The 18,236-nt window shown below is 37.2% G+C and carries 18 protein-coding genes; all 18 read right to left on the bottom strand.

What is annotated here, in order from left to right; genetic code table 11:
- Positions 1-304 precede the first annotated feature (304 nt).
- Entirely contained in the window at positions 305-937 is a 633-nt protein-coding gene (locus tag AC4BHA_RS09590) for a YczE/YyaS/YitT family protein (RefSeq protein WP_139892031.1), read from the bottom strand.
- A gap of 254 nt (positions 938-1,191) precedes the next feature.
- Positions 1,192-1,671, bottom strand: coding sequence for a 23S rRNA (pseudouridine(1915)-N(3))-methyltransferase RlmH (rlmH, locus tag AC4BHA_RS09585; RefSeq protein ID WP_066109652.1), 480 nt, complete (start codon positions 1,669-1,671; stop codon positions 1,192-1,194).
- Between the two features lie 83 nt (positions 1,672-1,754).
- A complete protein-coding gene (locus tag AC4BHA_RS09580; protein ID WP_066109653.1) occupies positions 1,755-1,937 on the bottom strand; it encodes a CxxH/CxxC protein in 183 nt (60 codons plus the stop codon).
- Between the two features lie 104 nt (positions 1,938-2,041).
- Positions 2,042-3,241, bottom strand: coding sequence for a S1C family serine protease (locus tag AC4BHA_RS09575; RefSeq protein ID WP_066109658.1), 1,200 nt, complete (start codon positions 3,239-3,241; stop codon positions 2,042-2,044).
- A 194-nt stretch (positions 3,242-3,435) separates the two neighbouring features.
- Complete coding sequence (locus AC4BHA_RS09570) at positions 3,436-4,230, bottom strand: MBL fold metallo-hydrolase (RefSeq protein WP_066109662.1); 795 nt, start codon at positions 4,228-4,230, stop codon at positions 3,436-3,438.
- Between the two features lie 6 nt (positions 4,231-4,236).
- A complete protein-coding gene (locus AC4BHA_RS09565) occupies positions 4,237-5,031 on the bottom strand; it encodes a two-component system regulatory protein YycI (RefSeq protein WP_066109666.1) in 795 nt (264 codons plus the stop codon).
- Positions 5,018-6,322: a YycH family regulatory protein gene (locus tag AC4BHA_RS09560; RefSeq protein ID WP_490558487.1), complete on the bottom strand. Its 1,305-nt coding sequence runs from the start codon at positions 6,320-6,322 to the stop codon at positions 5,018-5,020. Before AC4BHA_RS09560 ends, AC4BHA_RS09565 begins: the two co-directional genes overlap by 14 nt.
- Positions 6,319-8,142 carry a cell wall metabolism sensor histidine kinase WalK gene (walK, locus tag AC4BHA_RS09555; protein WP_490558486.1) on the bottom strand — a complete coding sequence of 608 codons (1,824 nt, stop codon included), beginning with the start codon at positions 8,140-8,142 and terminating at the stop codon, positions 6,319-6,321. The genes AC4BHA_RS09560 and walK overlap by 4 nt, the downstream gene beginning before the upstream one ends.
- 6 nt (positions 8,143-8,148) lie before the next feature.
- A complete protein-coding gene (yycF, locus tag AC4BHA_RS09550) occupies positions 8,149-8,859 on the bottom strand; it encodes a response regulator YycF (protein WP_490558485.1) in 711 nt (236 codons plus the stop codon).
- A gap of 267 nt (positions 8,860-9,126) precedes the next feature.
- Positions 9,127-10,416 carry an adenylosuccinate synthase gene (locus AC4BHA_RS09545; RefSeq protein ID WP_066109679.1) on the bottom strand — a complete coding sequence of 430 codons (1,290 nt, stop codon included), beginning with the start codon at positions 10,414-10,416 and terminating at the stop codon, positions 9,127-9,129.
- A 185-nt stretch (positions 10,417-10,601) separates the two neighbouring features.
- Positions 10,602-11,966 carry a replicative DNA helicase gene (gene dnaB, locus AC4BHA_RS09540; protein ID WP_066109682.1) on the bottom strand — a complete coding sequence of 455 codons (1,365 nt, stop codon included), beginning with the start codon at positions 11,964-11,966 and terminating at the stop codon, positions 10,602-10,604.
- A 227-nt stretch (positions 11,967-12,193) separates the two neighbouring features.
- Entirely contained in the window at positions 12,194-12,640 is a 447-nt protein-coding gene (gene rplI / locus AC4BHA_RS09535; protein WP_066109684.1) for a 50S ribosomal protein L9, read from the bottom strand.
- Positions 12,637-14,610, bottom strand: a complete 1,974-nt coding sequence (locus AC4BHA_RS09530; RefSeq protein ID WP_490558484.1) for a DHH family phosphoesterase — start codon at positions 14,608-14,610, stop codon at positions 12,637-12,639. The genes rplI and AC4BHA_RS09530 overlap by 4 nt, the downstream gene beginning before the upstream one ends.
- Positions 14,611-14,967: 357 nt before the next feature.
- A complete protein-coding gene (gene rpsR / locus AC4BHA_RS09525; protein WP_066109691.1) occupies positions 14,968-15,210 on the bottom strand; it encodes a 30S ribosomal protein S18 in 243 nt (80 codons plus the stop codon).
- A gap of 52 nt (positions 15,211-15,262) precedes the next feature.
- Positions 15,263-15,769 (bottom strand): single-stranded DNA-binding protein, encoded by a 507-nt coding sequence (gene ssb / locus AC4BHA_RS09520; RefSeq protein ID WP_066109692.1) that lies wholly within the window; start codon positions 15,767-15,769, stop codon positions 15,263-15,265.
- A 61-nt stretch (positions 15,770-15,830) separates the two neighbouring features.
- Entirely contained in the window at positions 15,831-16,124 is a 294-nt protein-coding gene (rpsF, locus tag AC4BHA_RS09515; RefSeq protein WP_302621348.1) for a 30S ribosomal protein S6, read from the bottom strand.
- A gap of 140 nt (positions 16,125-16,264) precedes the next feature.
- Positions 16,265-17,365, bottom strand: a complete 1,101-nt coding sequence (gene ychF / locus AC4BHA_RS09510) for a redox-regulated ATPase YchF (protein WP_066109696.1) — start codon at positions 17,363-17,365, stop codon at positions 16,265-16,267.
- Positions 17,366-17,537: 172 nt separating this feature from the next.
- The gene (locus AC4BHA_RS09505) at positions 17,538-17,735 is read right to left on the bottom strand and encodes a DUF951 domain-containing protein (protein ID WP_066109702.1); all 198 of its coding nucleotides are present in this window, start codon (positions 17,733-17,735) and stop codon (positions 17,538-17,540) included.
- Positions 17,736-18,236: the final 501 nt, after the last annotated feature.

The raw sequence follows: 18,236 nt of genomic DNA, 5'->3' as shown, positions 1-18,236 counted from the left end.
GTCATAAAGACCTCGACCCTTATCGTTATCCTTATCTGATATGACTTCGGTTAGTATAGGCAAAGACACGCCAATAGTCTATATCCAAGGTTACTTCGATAACTATATAAGATAAGATCTAATACAAAAAGGATGTCTCTTAAGGCCAGACATCCTTTTTGCTTGATTTATAATTCCGTAAGACTATGTGTTTTTCGTATTTTATAAGAATATCAATTTAAAATATATAAGTAAGCTTTTTACAACCAGGCCAGGTGCTAAAGTTGCGAAATTCCGCTTATGAAAAGATCTTCTATTTATATACTCAAGTCGTTATTAATTGGTCCTTTTGCTTAAGAAGATAGGCCATCAGCTTCTTACATTGAGGAATGGAAAAGCCTAAAATGGGACCCAATCCAAACGCAATGAACAAGGTTCCAATCCCAACAGGACCTCCTAACATCCAACCAATGAGAAAAACGATAACTTCAATTCCATTTCTGACCAACGGGATACTCCATCCCATTTTTTCAACAATTAATAACATAAAGCTGTCTCTAGGGCCTGCTCCAAAATCGGCAGAAACGTATAATCCAATACCATATCCCATTAAAATAACACCTATGATAAAGGCAATTGTTGCTCCTGCTAAATTATCAATACTAGGTAACATCCAATTAAAAAGATCAATAAATAAACCAAGCAACATCATATTCAGAAAGGACCCTATTTGGGGCCATGCTTTATTGAAAATTGAACTGATGAACAAAAGCAATAGACCACTAATGATCGACCAAGTTCCTATAGTGAATCCGAATTTAGTAAATAGTCCATAATGAAAAACATCCCATGGTCCAATCCCTAAAAACTTTCCTTTAATTGTTAGTGCTATACCAAATGCTAATACCAATAATCCGAGAATAAAAACAGACCAGCGTAACACCCATTTCCTCTTCATAACTCTGTCCCTCTAACTTATATTTTATTTTTTTACTATAACATTAAAGCAGGACAGAATACATAATTTATATTTTCTGAAATATAACCTAAAACAATTAAAAGTAAATCATCTTTTTGTAACCCTTCTTAATTCCTTAATTCCCATATGCCAACCAATCTTTTCATACTAAAGGAAGTTATTGATCTTTAACTATGACTGCTTCTTTTCATATACATTCCACAAGAAAAACATATTAAGATAAAACAAACACCTTACTTATGATATGGTTCCCCTCGATTAATCCGAAACGCGCGATACACCTGCTCCACTAAAATCAGCCTCATCAGCTGGTGAGGGAAGGTCATTTTCGAAAAAGACAGGGTGTCATTTGCTCTTTTCATTACATCTTTACTTAGTCCAAGCGATCCGCCAATGACAAAGGCTATCTTGCTTTTTCCGTAGGTGGCGAGTTTATCTATTGTTTCTGCAAGTTCTTCAGATGATTTCATTTTCCCCTCAATCGCCAAAGCAATAACATGAGTATCGTCAGAAATTTTTGCGAGGATTCGCTCTCCTTCTTTCGCCTTGACTTGCAGCATCTCCATCTCACTTAATGTTTCAGGTGCTTTCTCATCGGGTATTTCAATTATGTCTATTTTGGCATAGGCCGATAATCTTTTTACATATTCTCCGATACCCTGTTTTAAATATTTCTCCTTCAATTTACCTACAGTTATTATCGAGATATTCACATGTTACCCTCACTTTACAAACATTTTATCCACAGGAGTTATCCACATATACACAACCATCGTCCACATATTGTGCCCGAATATTAGTTCGCCACAATATATACAGCAGGTTGTCCACAGTATTCACAGGTGAATTCATTAGAATTGTTAGTAACTTCTTTATTTTCTTCCTCTGAAATCATATTTATAAAAGGAGGGACTTCCGTCTCATCCACGATTGTATCAAGTCCAACTTCTACATGATCTTTACAGCAATAAATTTTCATATTCATTCTCCTTTTCTTGTTGTCTTTTGTAATATCTGCTTCATTTTAAGCCCGCATATTTAAAGCAGGGAATTTGGAATCCCCTGCTTTCGTACCTAACTATATCACATTTGGGCTTCAATCAATGTCATTTCGGTTGACGCTTTTTGTCCATTCCTATAGTATGTCACTTTCATTTTATCGCCAATCTGCTTATTTACATATAAATGTTTACGGAGCTCCGGAACATTAGCGATTTTCTTCCCATCCAGCTCCACAATGACATCGAACTCCTTTAACCCGGCTTTAGCAGCCGGAGAACCTGGTTCAATACTTGTAATGACGACACCTTCTGTCACACCAGTAGGTAATTTCAATGTTTCCTGCCTCTGATAATTGGTCACTTCATTCAAGGAACGAAGACTAGTTCCCATATAAGCCCGTTTCACTTTTCCATGTGCCTCTAAATCCTCAATAATCGGTATAGCATAATTGCTTGGAATCGATAATCCAATTCCCTCAACGGATGACTCGGCTATTTTCATGGAGTTTATCCCAATCACTTGGCCGCCTATATTAATTAAAGCACCTCCGCTATTCCCTGGGTTAATCGCTGCATCTGTCTGAATAACCTCTGCATTCCAGTCCTCCACACCATCTGAATTCACATCAATCGGTATAGTTCTGTTCAAACCCGAGATAATCCCTTGGGTCACGGATCCGGAGAAATTCAAACCTAGTGGATTACCAATTGCAATAACTGGTTCTCCGGCTTTTAATTTATCAGAATTACCAAATTCAGCAACTACATCAATACCCTTATCATCTATTTGGATAACAGCTAAATCTGTCCATATGTCGCTTCCTAAAAGTTCTGCCTTTGTTTTAGTACCATCAGCTAAAGTAACCTCTAAGGAAGATGCACCCTCCACCACATGATTATTGGTAACGATAAACGCTTTTCCATTCTCCTTTTTATAGATGACTCCTGAGCCTGTGCCTGCCTCCTGAGTTTCATTAAAAAAATCAGAGCCTTGGATATTTGTAATCCCGATTACCGCGTCTCCCGTTTTTTCAACAGCTTTAGTAACGTCAGTCGTCACATCCATAGAAACATTTTGAGTCAATTTGGATGCATCATTACCGTTATTTGTACTAGTATTCTGATTTAATCCATTATTATTCAAGTTGCCTGTCAATAGAAGGACTAATAATGCACCAATAATAGCACCAATTAAACCAGAGAGAAAATAGCCTGCTTTACTTCCTTTTCGTTTAGTTTGCTGTTGTTCTGACTGATTATAATCTTGATCATAATAGCCCATTTGCCAACATTCCCTTCACTATTTACTTATGTAGGTCTAGTATTTGTTGTTTTCCATTTTATAAACAAAAACAGCATCGAAAGGAAATTCTTGTTGCAGAGTTTAATGATATGTTTAATAACTAGTGAGTATTCTCCAACCTTTACCAACATTATATATATTACCTAAAAAAATAACAGAGGAAACCTCCTCTGTTAAACAAGTATTAATTCAGTTGGTTCGTTAGGATCCGTATCATACAGGCTAAATTGCTCTCCCGCTCTGATCCCTTTTGTTTCAAGTGTTTGACTGACAGACATACGTGCCAGATCCTTCATATTATTGTCCTTACTTAAATGAGCCAGATAAAACCGTTTTGTACGGTCACCCGCAACTTCACTCATGGCTATAGCAGCATCCTCATTACAAACATGGCCTACATCGCTTAGTATCCGACGCTTTACACTCCATGGATATCGACCCATGCGGAGCATACTTACATCATGATTGCTCTCAAAGATGTACACATCTGCATTTTTAATAATGCCCTTCATTCGATCACTTACATACCCCGTATCTGTAATTGTCACCAGTTTCTTACCATCCTGGTGAAATACATAAAACATCGGCTCTGCCGCATCGTGCGAAACACCAAAGGACTCTACATCAAGGTTGCCAAATGACTTAACGGTCTCCATTCCAAATTCAAATTTTAAATCTGTAGGAATTTCGCCAATTAACCCATCCATTGCTCTCCATGTGTTGGCATTTGCATAAATAGGCAGCTGATATTTACGAGCCATAATACCAAGCCCTTTTATATGGTCACTGTGCTCATGTGTCACAAAAATTCCTGATAAATCCTCAGGCCTTTTATCAATTTTATTTAATAGCTCGGTCATTTTTTTGCCGCTTAAACCAGCGTCCACTAAAAATGAATGCTCTCCTGATTCCACATAGAGTGAATTCCCCGTGCTTCCACTGGCTAGAACGCTAAATTTCATCGACATTCTTCCTCACTCCGTTACATTTCCTTCTTCTGTATTCAGCACTTGTCCTTCAATACCATTTACGAAATAATCCTCTTGCTTATTTACTGTAAAATGCCATGTTGGTACAAGGACAAGCACTTTTGATTCTGATACTTCTATTAAGGTATAAAAACCAAGCTCTCCCTTTGAAACTTCACTTCCAGATGACAAGTATCCTCCATTCAACAGACTTTCTACTGCTTGAATTGGCGGATTAATCTCTTGGTTTTCATTAAATTCCTCAATATCATCGAGGTGTGTTTGTATATACGAAATTACTTCATCATTTTCATTAAGCGTAAATATTAAGGCGCCGTTTTTATTATTAAAAAGTAAACGGCTTTTGTAGGTTTGATAATATGTTATTGTCCCATCTTCTTTACGCCAAAATTTATACTCATCTCCCGAATATACATTTTTGTTAATGAAGCTTTCCAGCTCAAAATATTTCCCTTCACCAGTACCAATTTTAATTGGTTTATCCAGCGTCGATCGAATGGTTCTTTTATTATCAATAATTAAGGTTTGATTTTTGAGGGTATTTAATTCCTCTTTACTGAATTCCTTAGGCTTAGCACTTATCGTCTTTTCACTTACTCTTTCCTGAGTTCCTACATGATACTTGATTCCCTCAGCCTTTAGCCTTTCTTCAATGGTTGAATCCGAATCCTTATTGATTTCAAGCTTTGCTGCCCTAAAATCCAGGAACTGATATAGGAGGAATACATCCAGAATTAGAAACACAACAATAAATAAACCTTTTGTTTTATTCCAATCCATCCATAAGTCCTCCTAAATCCTTTTCGGGAATCTCCATCCAGCTGCCACCATACTGATAGTACCAGACAGGTTTCAATTCCAAAAGAGTCGTGCCTGAATTATCATCATAAATTAGCTTATAGCCGACAGTCATATCCGTAAGTTTATTTGCATCATATTGTTTACCCATACCGTTTTTGAAGGACTTTAAAGCTTCATTTGCAGAAGGAAGAGTAACTGTGCTTTGATCCAAGGGCTCATCCACAAGATTAAAATAGGAACGTTCATATCTCTTCACATTTTGAGTTCCATATTCCAAGTGAATTTCAGTCATACCTTCCTCATTAAATACAGGAAGTCCATCAATATATAAACGGAAAGCGACTTCTCTGCTAAACTCATCTAATGACACATACCGGTGGCGTGTATCCCAACCGGCATGAATATTGATAAATTCTATGCTGCTTTGCAATATATGAGTTTCCAGCTTTTTCTCATCTTTGGCACCGACAACAAGATTTTTGTATTCAATCATTGATGTTTTTGGGTTCTTTTTCATTATACTCAATCCATCGGTATAGATATCCCCTTCCTGCTTAACAGTGCTTGGTCTGATAAACAGAGCTTCCTTAAAGCTTTTCACATCAGTAGCTTTTGTTAGAAAATCATATTTACTTACTTTTATTTCGCCGGAAGGAACCAGGATTGAGTTGGTTTCTGATAGTTTTAGCTTTGTGTAGGGTTTTAGATTTTCAACCCTCGCGTACTCTTGTGTGAAGTCTTCAATCAAATCTTTATCAACGGATGCTTCAATGACTGTTTTCTTTTCACTAGAAACAAAGTAGATAGAATCATTATCGGTATGAATAATAACCCTGTCAAAATTAACATTTGGCAACTCATTATCTTCTATTTTTAAATAATTTTTATAAAAAGACAGCGGAACGATATCATTAAATATTAATTCAATGAATCCATCCTTCTCACTAAACTTATTGATAGCGGCAGTATTTTTATACTTTGATGATTGATCCTGAAAGTTAAACATATTCCATTTTTTTATGGAGTTGATTGCTTGTGTAATCATTTCCTCAGAGTAAGTTCCATAGGATAAATTACCTTTATGATAAACCATTTTTGTTGGCTTTACGACTTCATCAGGTTCAAGATTACTGAAGATTTTCTCCTGAACATAGTTTGTATTCTCCGTCTCGTTATAGGTTGGCTGATAAAACCAATATGACCAGGTCAAAAGGCCACTTATCAAAATGAGGGACACCAATAAGATATTTTTAAATCCTTCCCAGCTCATTCCCAATCATCCTCTTGTAATGTTTCATAAGGGAGAGTAAAGAAAATGGTAGTCCCCTTCCCTTCCTCACTAGAAGCCCAAATATGCCCCTTATGTGCTTCAATCATTTCCTTCGCTATCGCGAGACCTAAACCTGTACCGCCCATCTTTCTTGATCTGGCTTTATCTACACGGTAGAATCTTTCAAATATCTTCGCAACATTTTCTTTCGGAATACCCATTCCTTCATCCCTAATGCTAATTTCCACAAATTGTCCGATTACTTGCAGTTTAAATGTAACTTGTCCACCCTCAGGTGAATACTTCAATGCATTCGATATGATATTATCGAGTACTTGAGTAATTTTATCCTCATCTATTTCTACACCAATTGGCTCAGATGGGATTAAACGTTTAAAAGTGACATTTCGTGATTTAGACATTTCAAAACGATCGATAATTCGGTGGAAATAACGGCCAAAATCAACCCATGTTGTAGAAAGCTTATAGTCTGTATTATCGAGCTTTGAGAGCTGCAAGAGATCATTAACCAATCTGATCATCCGCTCTGTTTCTGTTTGAGCTATGTTCAGAAAACGCGGAGCAAGCTCTTTATCTTCCATGGCGCCATCTGCTAGAGCCTCTAGATAGCTTCTCATGGTTGTCAGCGGTGTTCTAAGCTCATGGGAAACATTCGCAACAAATTCTCTTCTCTCTTCATCGATTTTTTCTTGCTCGGTAATATCATGAAGAACAACAATTAACCCATTAATAAAGCCTGTTTCTCTTTGAATAACAGAGAAATTCGCTCTCAAATAAAGTAATTTCTTTTCATTGCTGTAATTAAGGATAATGGACTCCTTCTCACTCAATAATTGATCAAAAGTGTACGTGTCCTCTAATCCTAATACCTCTGTAATTGGCTTAGATAATGACGTTTCACGTGAAACTTTCAGCATTGATAGTGCTGTATCGTTAATCAAAATGACTCGGCCTCTGCGATCTGTTGTTAGCACGCCATCTGTCATATTAGTCAATACAGAAGAGAGCTTCCTTTTCTCTGCATCAGTTGTCGCCTGTGCATCTTGCAGCTTTTTAGTTAAACTATTGAACGTGATAGCAAGCTGACCAATTTCATCGTATCCATATACCTTAACTTTTCTTGAAAAGTTACCACGTGACATCGCTAAAGCTTGCTTACGCATGTCGGATATAGGCCGTGTAATGGTCTGAGCCAGTAATATTCCTAAAAAGGCTGTGACTGCAAGAGAAATAATCGTTCCCTTCGCCATTATCGTATTAATTTGTTTTAATTGGGAATAGACATTCTCTATTTTCGTATTCAGATATAAATTCCCTATAATTTGTCCGTCACTCAAAATCGGTTCTGACCAGAGGAGAATTCTTTTTCCTGTCTGTGAATCGATTCTGATTTCTGTTTGGGGCGTTCCTTGATTATTTGCCCTGTCAACAAGCTTTTCAGTTGAACGGCTCCCTATTATATCTTGTTTCTCCGGATCAGATGTGCCAATAATTTTTGAATCCTGATCCATTACTCGTATCTCCGTTATATCCCCAGAGGAATAACCCTCCAATGTTGTCTTAATATCCTCTATTAAGGTGGGATCTTCAACTTTGCGGGTTTCCGTTATTTCTTTTTCTAAACTATAGGAAAGAATGGTTACCCGCTCTTGAATAGAGCTCTTAAAATTCTCCAATAGCTGCTGTTCAAGCCCCTGTGCAAAATAAACTCCGATAATTTGCATGGCAACTAAAATAAGCAGCACATAAATCAGTACAAACTTAAAATAAATCGATTTAAAAAAACCAACTTTTCTCATAATTTTTTACTCCTGTTCAGGATGACGGAGGTAGTACCCAACTCCTCTTCTTGTAACAATCCATGCAGGATGGCTTGGATTATCTTCTATTTTTTCACGTAGGCGTCGAACAGTTACATCAACTGTTCTGACATCTCCATAGTAATCATATCCCCATACTGTCTGCAGAAGATGCTCCCTTGTCATTACCTGGCCTATGTGTTTAGCGAGATAAAAGAGCAACTCAAACTCCCTATGGGTTAATTCAATGGTGTCACCTCTTTTGGATACCATATAAGAGTCAGGGTGTATCACTAGATTGCCAATCGTAATTTCATTTGTTTCCTCGTTATCTTCCTGTTGATTTGCAGCATGTTTTTGCCTGCGTAAATTCGCTTTTACACGCGCAATTAATTCACGGGTACTGAACGGTTTTGTTACATAATCATCTGCGCCCAGTTCCAGACCAAGTACTTTATCGATTTCGGAATCCTTTGCCGTCAGCATAATTATTGGCATATCATATTTCTTCCGCACTTCCCTGCAAACTTCCATTCCGTCCTGTTGCGGTAGCATGATATCTAATAAAATCAAATCTGGCTGAAGTTCTTCCACCATTTTAATGGCATCATTACCGTCATAGGCACAATACACATCAAATCCTTCTTTTTTCAAGTTAAACTGTAATATATCTGCAATAGGCTTTTCGTCATCAACAACCAGTATCTTTTTATCCATTGTCTAGTTCTCCCTTTTATATAATAAAATGTATATATTAATGACATCTGCGAGTCACAATTTTGTTAAACTATCCTAATCTTACTTTACCATTTCTATTGAAACAGGTCATCTTTTTAAAATTTAATTCCAAATATATACAAGGGTGAATACCAAAAAGGATTAGACTGGTGTCTAACCCTCAAATTCTCTATGAAATATACTAGTACTAATGATTAATTTATTCAAAAAGCTGACAAACGTTTTCGTCTGTCAGCCAGTTATTTTTTATATACCGTATGGATTGCGGAGTATATTCGTTTGATTACGGTCCGGTCCTACAGAAAAGATTGATAATGGAATACCTGTTAACTGAGATACTCTTTCTAGATAAGTACGTGCATTTGCAGGCAGTTCAGACAATGTTTTCACACCCGTGATATCTTCTGTCCAGCCTGGCAGTTCTTCATAGATTGGTTCACATTCAGCCAATATTTTCAGACTCGCCGGGAACTCCTCCAATACTTTTCCATCGTGTCGATAAGCAACACAGATTTTTAATGTTTCAATACCTGTTAAAACATCGATAGAGTTAAGAGAAAGATCAGTGATTCCACTAACGCGGCGCGCATGGCGGACAACGACGCTATCGAACCAACCTACCCTTCGCGGACGTCCCGTAGTAGTACCATACTCTCTTCCTACCTCACGAATTTGATTACCAATTTCGTTATCAAGTTCGGTAGGGAATGGTCCATCTCCAACACGTGTCGTGTAGGCTTTACATACACCCACTACATGATTGATTTTTGATGGTCCAACTCCGGAACCGATTGTCACGCCGCCCGCAACTGGGTTGGAGGATGTAACGAATGGGTATGTTCCCTGATCGATATCAAGCATTACCCCTTGTGCTCCTTCAAATAAAACACGGCGTCCTTCATCCAAGGCGTCATTTAAAACAACAGAGGTATCACACACATATTGTTTAATTTGCTGTCCATATTCATAATATTCTTCAAAGAAATCATCCATCGTAAAGCCTTCAGTTTCATAAAAACGTTCCAGCATACGGTTTTTCTCTTCCAAGTTTCTTGTTAACTTCTCTTCAAATACTTCTTTATCTAATAAATCGGCAATCCTGATACCTATACGGGCTGCTTTATCCATATAAGCCGGGCCAATTCCCTTTTTAGTAGTACCTATTTTATTACTCCCTTTTCTCTCTTCCTCTACTTCATCAAGTTTCAGATGATAAGGAAGAATCACATGGGCTCTATTGCTGATACGTAAATTATCTGTGGTAATCCCACGATCGTGCAGATAAGTAAGCTCCTCAATAAGTGCTTTAGGGTCAACGACCATACCATTTCCAATTACCGATATCTTATCCTTATAGAATATGCCTGAGGGAATCAAATGAAGCTTATATGTTTCACCATTAAATTTTATTGTATGTCCCGCATTATTTCCACCTTGATATCTGGCAATTACTTCTGCGTTTTCTGAAAGGAAATCTGTAATCTTTCCTTTACCTTCGTCTCCCCATTGTGTACCTACTACTACGACTGAAGACATTCTTTACACCTCCACTAATTTACCAACATCTTGCACTTTGGCTTAACAAACAAATTAAGTGTATCAATTACATGAAGTAATTTCAAGGAATTCACGAACGTTTATATGAAAATAGTAAAATATGTTCGTGTATTGATGTAATAAAAATAAACCCACCTTTGTTTGGTGGGTCGGTCTATAAACTATTATGCTCCAGAAGGTATGGCATCATCCTGGAATCTTCTCTCTAAATTAACAAACTTATTGTATTCCTTCACAAATGCCAGTTGAACTGTTCCAACCGGGCCATTACGCTGTTTCGCAATGATAATTTCAATAACATTTTGGTTTTCTGTTTCTTTATCATAATAATCTTCCCTGTATAAGAAGGCTACAATATCAGCATCTTGCTCAATACTTCCTGACTCACGGATATCAGACATCATCGGACGCTTGTCCTGACGTTGCTCAACACCACGAGAGAGCTGGGAAAGAGCGATAACCGGAACTTCTAGCTCCCTTGCCAAGGCCTTAAGGGAACGGGAAATTTCTGATACTTCCTGTTGTCTGTTTTCGCCTGATCTGCCATTTCCCTGAATAAGCTGGAGATAGTCAATCAGGATCATGCCAAGTCCATGTTCTTGCTTTAAACGACGGCATTTTGAACGGATTTCACTAATTCGGACACCCGGAGTATCATCTATAAATATACCTGCATTTGATAAGCTTCCCATTGCCAGTGTTAATTTGCGCCAATCTTCGTCTGTCAGAGATCCTGTTCTAAGGTTTTGAGCATTTATATTACCTTCTGCGCAAAGCATACGCATGACCAATTGTTCTGCACCCATCTCCAAACTGAAAATCGCAACATTTTCATCCGTTTTTGTTGCAACGTTTTGGGCAATATTAAGTGCAAAGGCTGTTTTACCAACAGATGGACGGGCAGCAACGATAATTAAATCATTACGCTGAAAGCCTGCTGTCATGTGATCCAAGTCATTAAAGCCTGTAGGTATTCCAGTTACATCTCCTACGCGGTTATGAAGTAACTCAATATTGTCATAGGTCCGAACTAAAACATCTTTAATGTTGTGAAAGGCTCCGGCATTTTTTCGGGAGGCAACTTCCATAATGCTCTTTTCGGCTTCACCCAAGAGACTTTCTACTTCATCTTCACGTGAATACCCATCTTGTACAATGCCAGTTGCTGTATTAATTAATCTTCTAAGAACGGACTTTTCTTCAACAATTCGGGCATAATATTCTATATTGGCCGCGGTAGGTACTGATGACGCCAGTTCTGTTAAATAGGGAACTCCCCCTACCTCTTCAAGCTGCTTTGTTGCACTTAGTTCTTCTGTTACTGTGACTAAATCGACAGCCTTTCCTTTGTCGTTTAGCTTCAGCATAACCAGGAAGATTTTTTGGTGTGCACTTCTATAAAAATCCTCAGGTATCAAAATCTCAGAGGCAAGTATTAAAGAGGAAGGCACAAGAAAAATTGCTCCTAAAACCGCTTGTTCCGCCTCAACATTTTGTGGTGGAACCAAATCAGTAAAGAGCTCATTCATTCGGCAAACCCCCTTTATATATTTAAACGTAATTATATATTTTTATTAGCAATTAAAATGGATTGCTATTCTATTGTATATGGAAATGAAGAGAATAGGTACAGGAAATTATTTATTTTAACTTTCATTTGCATTAGTAACTTCTATCATACTAAAAAAAAGTGATGAAATCAGCTAACAAGCTTTTCATCACTTTTTTTAAGAAAATTATTTCCTGGGAAAATATTTTATTGTTCTTTCACATGAACATTTAAAGTAGCGGTTACCTCATGATGAAGCTTAACCGGAACTTTTGTGTAGCCGAGAGAGCGAATTGCGTCTTCTAATTCAATTTTACGTTTATCAATTTTATGCTTATGCTGTTTTTGTAATTCGTCAGCAATCTGTTTGCTGGTAATGGATCCAAAGATTCTGCCGCCCTCACCAGTCTTCGCTTTTAATTCAATTGTAAGCTTTTCTAATTGCTCTTTTAATTTTTTTGCATTTTCTAGTTCCTCAGCTGCAAGCTGTACTTCTTTATTTTTCTGATTTTCTAGTGTTTTCATATTGCTGCCGGTTGCTTCTACAGCTAATCCCTGTTTCAAAAGGAAATTATGTGCATACCCATCTGCAACATTTTTAATTTCACCTTTTTTTCCTTTTCCTTTAACATCTTTTAAAAATATTACTCTCATGTGTTTGTGCCTCCTTCATATAGCTCATCAATTGCATCTTTCAACATTTGCTCTGCTTTTTCCATTGAAATGTCATCCAGTTGAGTTGCCGCATTTGTAAGATGCCCTCCGCCACCCAAACGTTCCATAATAACCTGAACATTTATATCGCCAAGAGATCTTGCACTTATGCCAATGCTAGTTTCTGATTTTCGTGATAACACAAAGGATGCGATCACTTCATCCATTGCTAACAATGTGTCTGCAGCTTGGGCAATCAAAACCTGATCAGCAAATTCATTTAAATCACCATGAGCAATAGCAATCCCTTTATGATAAAAATAAACGTCCTCAATCAGCTTTGCGCGCTTTAGGTAAGTATCTACATCTTCCTTAAGAAGCTTTTGTACAAGGACTGTGTCTGCACCATGCCCTCTTAAAAAAGAAGCAGCATCGAAAGTTCTGGATCCTGTTCTAAATGTAAAGGATTTTGTATCCACTATAATACCAGCCAGCAAAGCAGTTGCTTCCAGCATACCTACCTTAACACGCTTTGGCTGGTATTCAATAAGCTCCGTTACTAACTCGGCTGTAGATGATGCATATGGCTCCATATAAACCAGGATAGAATTATCTATAAATTCCTCGCCACGCCTGTGATGATCAATCACCACGATTTTTTCAGCCCGGGAAACCAGTTTTTCCTCAATGACCATGCTTGGCTTATGAGTATCTACGATAACAAGTAATGTTTTATCGGTGATTAGCTCAACACCAATTTCAGGTGATATAAATCTGGAGTCCAACTCAGGCTTTTGCTTCACTTGAGATAGAAGTCGTTTAACACTTGAATCTAATTCACTTCTGTCTAGAATAATATATCCTTCACGGTTATTCATTTCGGCAATTTTTAATATCCCTAAGGACGAACCAATAGCATCCATATCGGGAAACTTATGTCCCATTACAATAACTTTATCACTATCGACTATCAAATCACGCAGTGCATGTGAAATTACCCGTGCGCGAACTCTAGTTCTTTTCTCCATAGGATTCGTTTTGCCACCATAAAATTTCACTTTTCCATTTGGGAGTTTAATGGCAACCTGATCTCCACCTCTACCCAGAGCCAGATCAAGACTTGATTGAGCAATGCTGCCCAATTCAGGTAATGCAGAAACTCCGCTCCCCACACCTATACTCAGTGTTAACGGAACATTTTGCTTGGCCGTTGTTTCCCGTACATCATCCAGTATGGAAAATTTCGTTTTTTCTAGGTGGTTAAGAATACTTTCGCTAAAAATAGCGATAAACCGATCCGAGGAAATTCTCTTTAAAAAGACTCCATATTCTTTAGCCCAATTATTTAATAGGGCGGTTACAAAGCTATTTAAGCTGCTTTTTCGCTGGTCGTCCATTCCTTGTGTCACATCGTCATAGTTATCTAGATAGATAATTCCAATGACAGTTCGCTCTTCTTCGTACATTTTTTCAATTTCTGTTTGCTCTGTAACATCGAAGAAATAAAGCAATCTTTCCTCCGGTTTATGGACTACTCGAAACTTACGATTATAAATTGCTACAATATCTTCGCTTTCCTCTCTTTTCACCAAAGGTATTAAGGGTTCTGCAACCTCAGAAATGTATTTTCCAACCAAAGTATCTTCCTGGAGACACTTAGCCATATATGGGTTGGTCCATTCAATTACATAATCCTCGTTGAAAAGCAGTATACCTATTGGCATTTCTAATAGAGCTTCTTCCCCCACTTTTTTTAATCGATAGGATAGAGTGGAAATATAGATTTCCGTTTCTTTTTGTATTCCATATTCAATTTTTAATATTAGAAAGAAGAGAATGCCAAAAAGCAAAGAAGCTACTATTGCAAATATCCAATTATAATAAGCAAGAACTCCGATGATTACTAAAGATACACCCAATAATGCGTAGATGGGATAACGGATCGCTTGCCTGTTTAAATAAGATGGCATAGATTCAGCTCCTAAATAATGTGGATCAATTTATGTATTACTTATCATTATACTTGATAAAACTCCATTATGACCAACAGAGCAATTAATTACCTGTTCAGAGGCGTATAATTAATACCCTTCATTAGTACCTATTTAAAACAATAAATACATACAAAGAATATTATAAAGCATAAATAAAATGATATCCAAAAAACAAGACATTACATTGAACCATAATGTTATATTGAAATAATATTTAAAAATAATGTAATTCGATGTCTGTAATTTTATTAATAATTCCTCATGTCAATACTGTTTCCTTAAATACAATTAAAAAACGGAAAGGATTCCCTTTCCGTTTTTATGTGTAAAATCTTATTTTTCCTCTGCTACGAATGGTAGAAGAGCCATAGTACGAGCACGTTTGATTGCAATAGTCAATCTACGTTGGTACTTAGCGCTTGTTCCAGTTACACGACGTGGAAGAATTTTTCCACGCTCAGAGATAAACTTTTTAAGAAGATCTACATCTTTATAGTCGATGTGCGTAATGCCGTTTGCTGTGAAATAACAAACCTTACGGCGTTTTGCACGTCCGCCTCTGCGTCCGCCTGCCATATTATTCACTCCCTTTCATTATAATTATATACGTCCGTTCGAATTATCAATGTTAGAATGGAAGGTCATCATCCGAAATATCGATAGTTTGTCCATTACTACTGAATGGATCATCATCAATCTTCGTATAATTACTGTCCTTCCGTTGATTCTGGTTTTGGTTGCTATTTCCCTGGCCAAATGGATTGGTATCATGACCACCATATTGGCTTCCGCCGCTTTTTTCACCGGCAGATGAACCTTTAGGCTCTAGGAATTGTACGCTCTCTGCCAACACTTCTGTTACATAGACACGTTTTCCATCCTGACCTTCATAATTACGAGTTTGAATACGTCCATCAACTCCAGCAAGATTACCCTTTTTCAGATAATTAGCTGCATTTTCTGCCTGGCGTCGCCAAACAACACAGTTAATAAAATCTGTTTCCCGTTCACCTTGTTGGTTAGAAAATGGGCGATTCACTGCTAATGTGAAGGTTGAAACAGGAACACCATTCGGAGTATAGCGGAGATCAGGATCCTTCGTTAAACGACCTACCAAAATGACACGGTTTATCAACAGAATCAACTCCTAATATTAGAAAATTGTTCCACATGAAACAATTTATGTTCAATCAAAATTACTCTTCTTCTTTAACTACAATATGACGGATGATATCTTCGCTGATTTTAGCAAGACGGTCAAATTCTTGAACAGCCTCTGCAGTTTCAGCTTGGATTTTGTTGATCATGTAATATCCATCACGGAAATCATTGATTTCATAAGCAAGACGGCGTTTGCCCCATTCTTTTGTTTCAAGAACTTCAGCACCCTTGTCAGCTAAAATTGTGTTAAAACGCTCAACTAAAGCTTTTTTTCCATCTTCCTCAATGTTTGGACGGATGATATACATAACTTCGTATTTTGTCATCACTGTCACCTCCTTTTGGTCTAAACGGCCCTTATGGGCAAGGAGCAATTAATTACAATTACTCACAAGTTAAAAGTATAGCATACATATAAGAAGTTTGCAAATTGATAAAAAAGACCGATCATACTGACCGGTCCTCTTGTTTATACATTGAAACGGAAGTGAATAATGTCTCCGTCTTTTACTTCGTATTCTTTACCTTCTAATCTAACTTTACCCGCTTCTTTCGCAGCATTCATGGAACCTGCTGCCATCAGATCTTCATAAGAAACGATTTCTGCGCGAATAAATCCACGTTCAAAATCAGAGTGAATAATTCCAGCACACTGTGGCGCCTTCATCCCTTTACGGAAAGTCCAGGCACGTACTTCTTGAACACCTGCCGTGAAATATGTTGCCAAGCCCAACAATTGATAAGACGCTCGAATTAATTGATCCAACCCAGATTCTTCTATGCCTAGTTCTTCAAGGAACATCGCTTTTTCTTCGCCTTCAAGCTCTGCAATTTCCGATTCAATTTTGGCACAAATCACGATTACCTCAGCATTTTCCTTCGCTGCAAATTCACGAACCTGAGTCACGTAATCATTATCGGACGCATCTGCTACTTCATCTTCATCAACATTAGCAACATATAAAACTGGTTTAATCGTGAGAAGATGTAATCCTTTCACGATTTTGAGCTGTTCTTCCGTGAATTCAACTGCTCTGGCTGGTTTTTCAGCTTCAAATGCTTCTTTTAATAAGGAAAGAACTTCATACTCAACAACTGCTTCCTTATCTTTTTGTTTAGCTAATTTACCTACACGGTCAATTCTTTTCTCTACCGTTTCCATATCAGCGAGAATTAATTCGAGATTAATCGTTTCAATATCATCGATTGGATTAACCTTACCTGAAACGTGGGTAATATTTTCATCAGCAAAGCATCTTACTACATGGCAAATTGCATCTACCTGGCGAATATGGGAAAGGAATTTATTGCCTAAGCCTTCTCCTTTACTTGCCCCTTTTACAATTCCTGCGATATCGGTAAATTCAAAAGCAGTCGGTACTGTTTTCTTCGGTACTACAAGCTCTGTCAGCTTTTGCAATCTATGATCTGGTACCTCTACAATCCCTACATTAGGATCAATCGTACAAAATGGATAGTTAGCAGATTCTGCTCCAGCCTGTGTTATTGCATTAAAGAGAGTAGACTTCCCTACGTTAGGCAGACCTACTATTCCAGCTGTTAATGCCACATCATTCACTCCTTATGTGAAAACATATTAAATGTTATATAATCTATATGTGATAAACCTTTACCAATTATAGTGACAAGTCATCTAAAAGACAAGCCGCTATTATTTTTCAATTAGTATTTGAATTACACTTTATTATGATAGCATACAAGCTGTACATTAAGCTTTGAGATTATGCCTCGTGTTTCTGAAGTATCTTTTTCATCTTCCTAACAAAATCTTTACGGGGCAACATGACACTATGGTCACATCCTTCACATTTAATTCGGACGTCCATACCAAGTCTAATAATCTTCCAGCGGTTGATACCACATGGATGAGGCTTTTTCATTTCAACAACATCATTCAATCCAAAATCCTTATCATCCATAGTTTTTTAATCCTCCATTATTTAAACTTTTCCCTTTATATCCATGAATTATATCAGCATATGGCCAGACCTCCAATTAAAACCAACATCCAGAATAAACAGAAATCTACCTAGACTCCCGTTTCTCTAATTTCTTTCCTTTCATTTCATCATATAAGAATAACGTTTCACACTAAATTCGCTATAAAGAACAATTCACTATTATTACCTGGGTATATGAATTGAAACTAAATGTTTTTTTAATATAACTTATTCAAATCTACTAGGATCTAAATACCTATATAAATGAATAATGACAATGTTTCTTTATTCCTTATGCTTGGGTATACATATGATAAATCAATCTGTTTAAAAGAAACGTCAACCATTTTACTACATCTCAGCTTTGGAAGGAAAAAGTGTATATAAAAAGACAAGTATTTTCATCCTGATAACCGGATGGGAAGAATATAGGATTCGAAAGTCTGCAAAATATTCCAAAGTTCAGTGTATAAAATCCCT

It is taken from the genome of Pradoshia sp. Z3_51, assembly GCF_058215915.1.
Note: the sequence above shows the minus strand (reverse complement) of the source record. Positions and strands in the feature narration are given on the sequence as shown.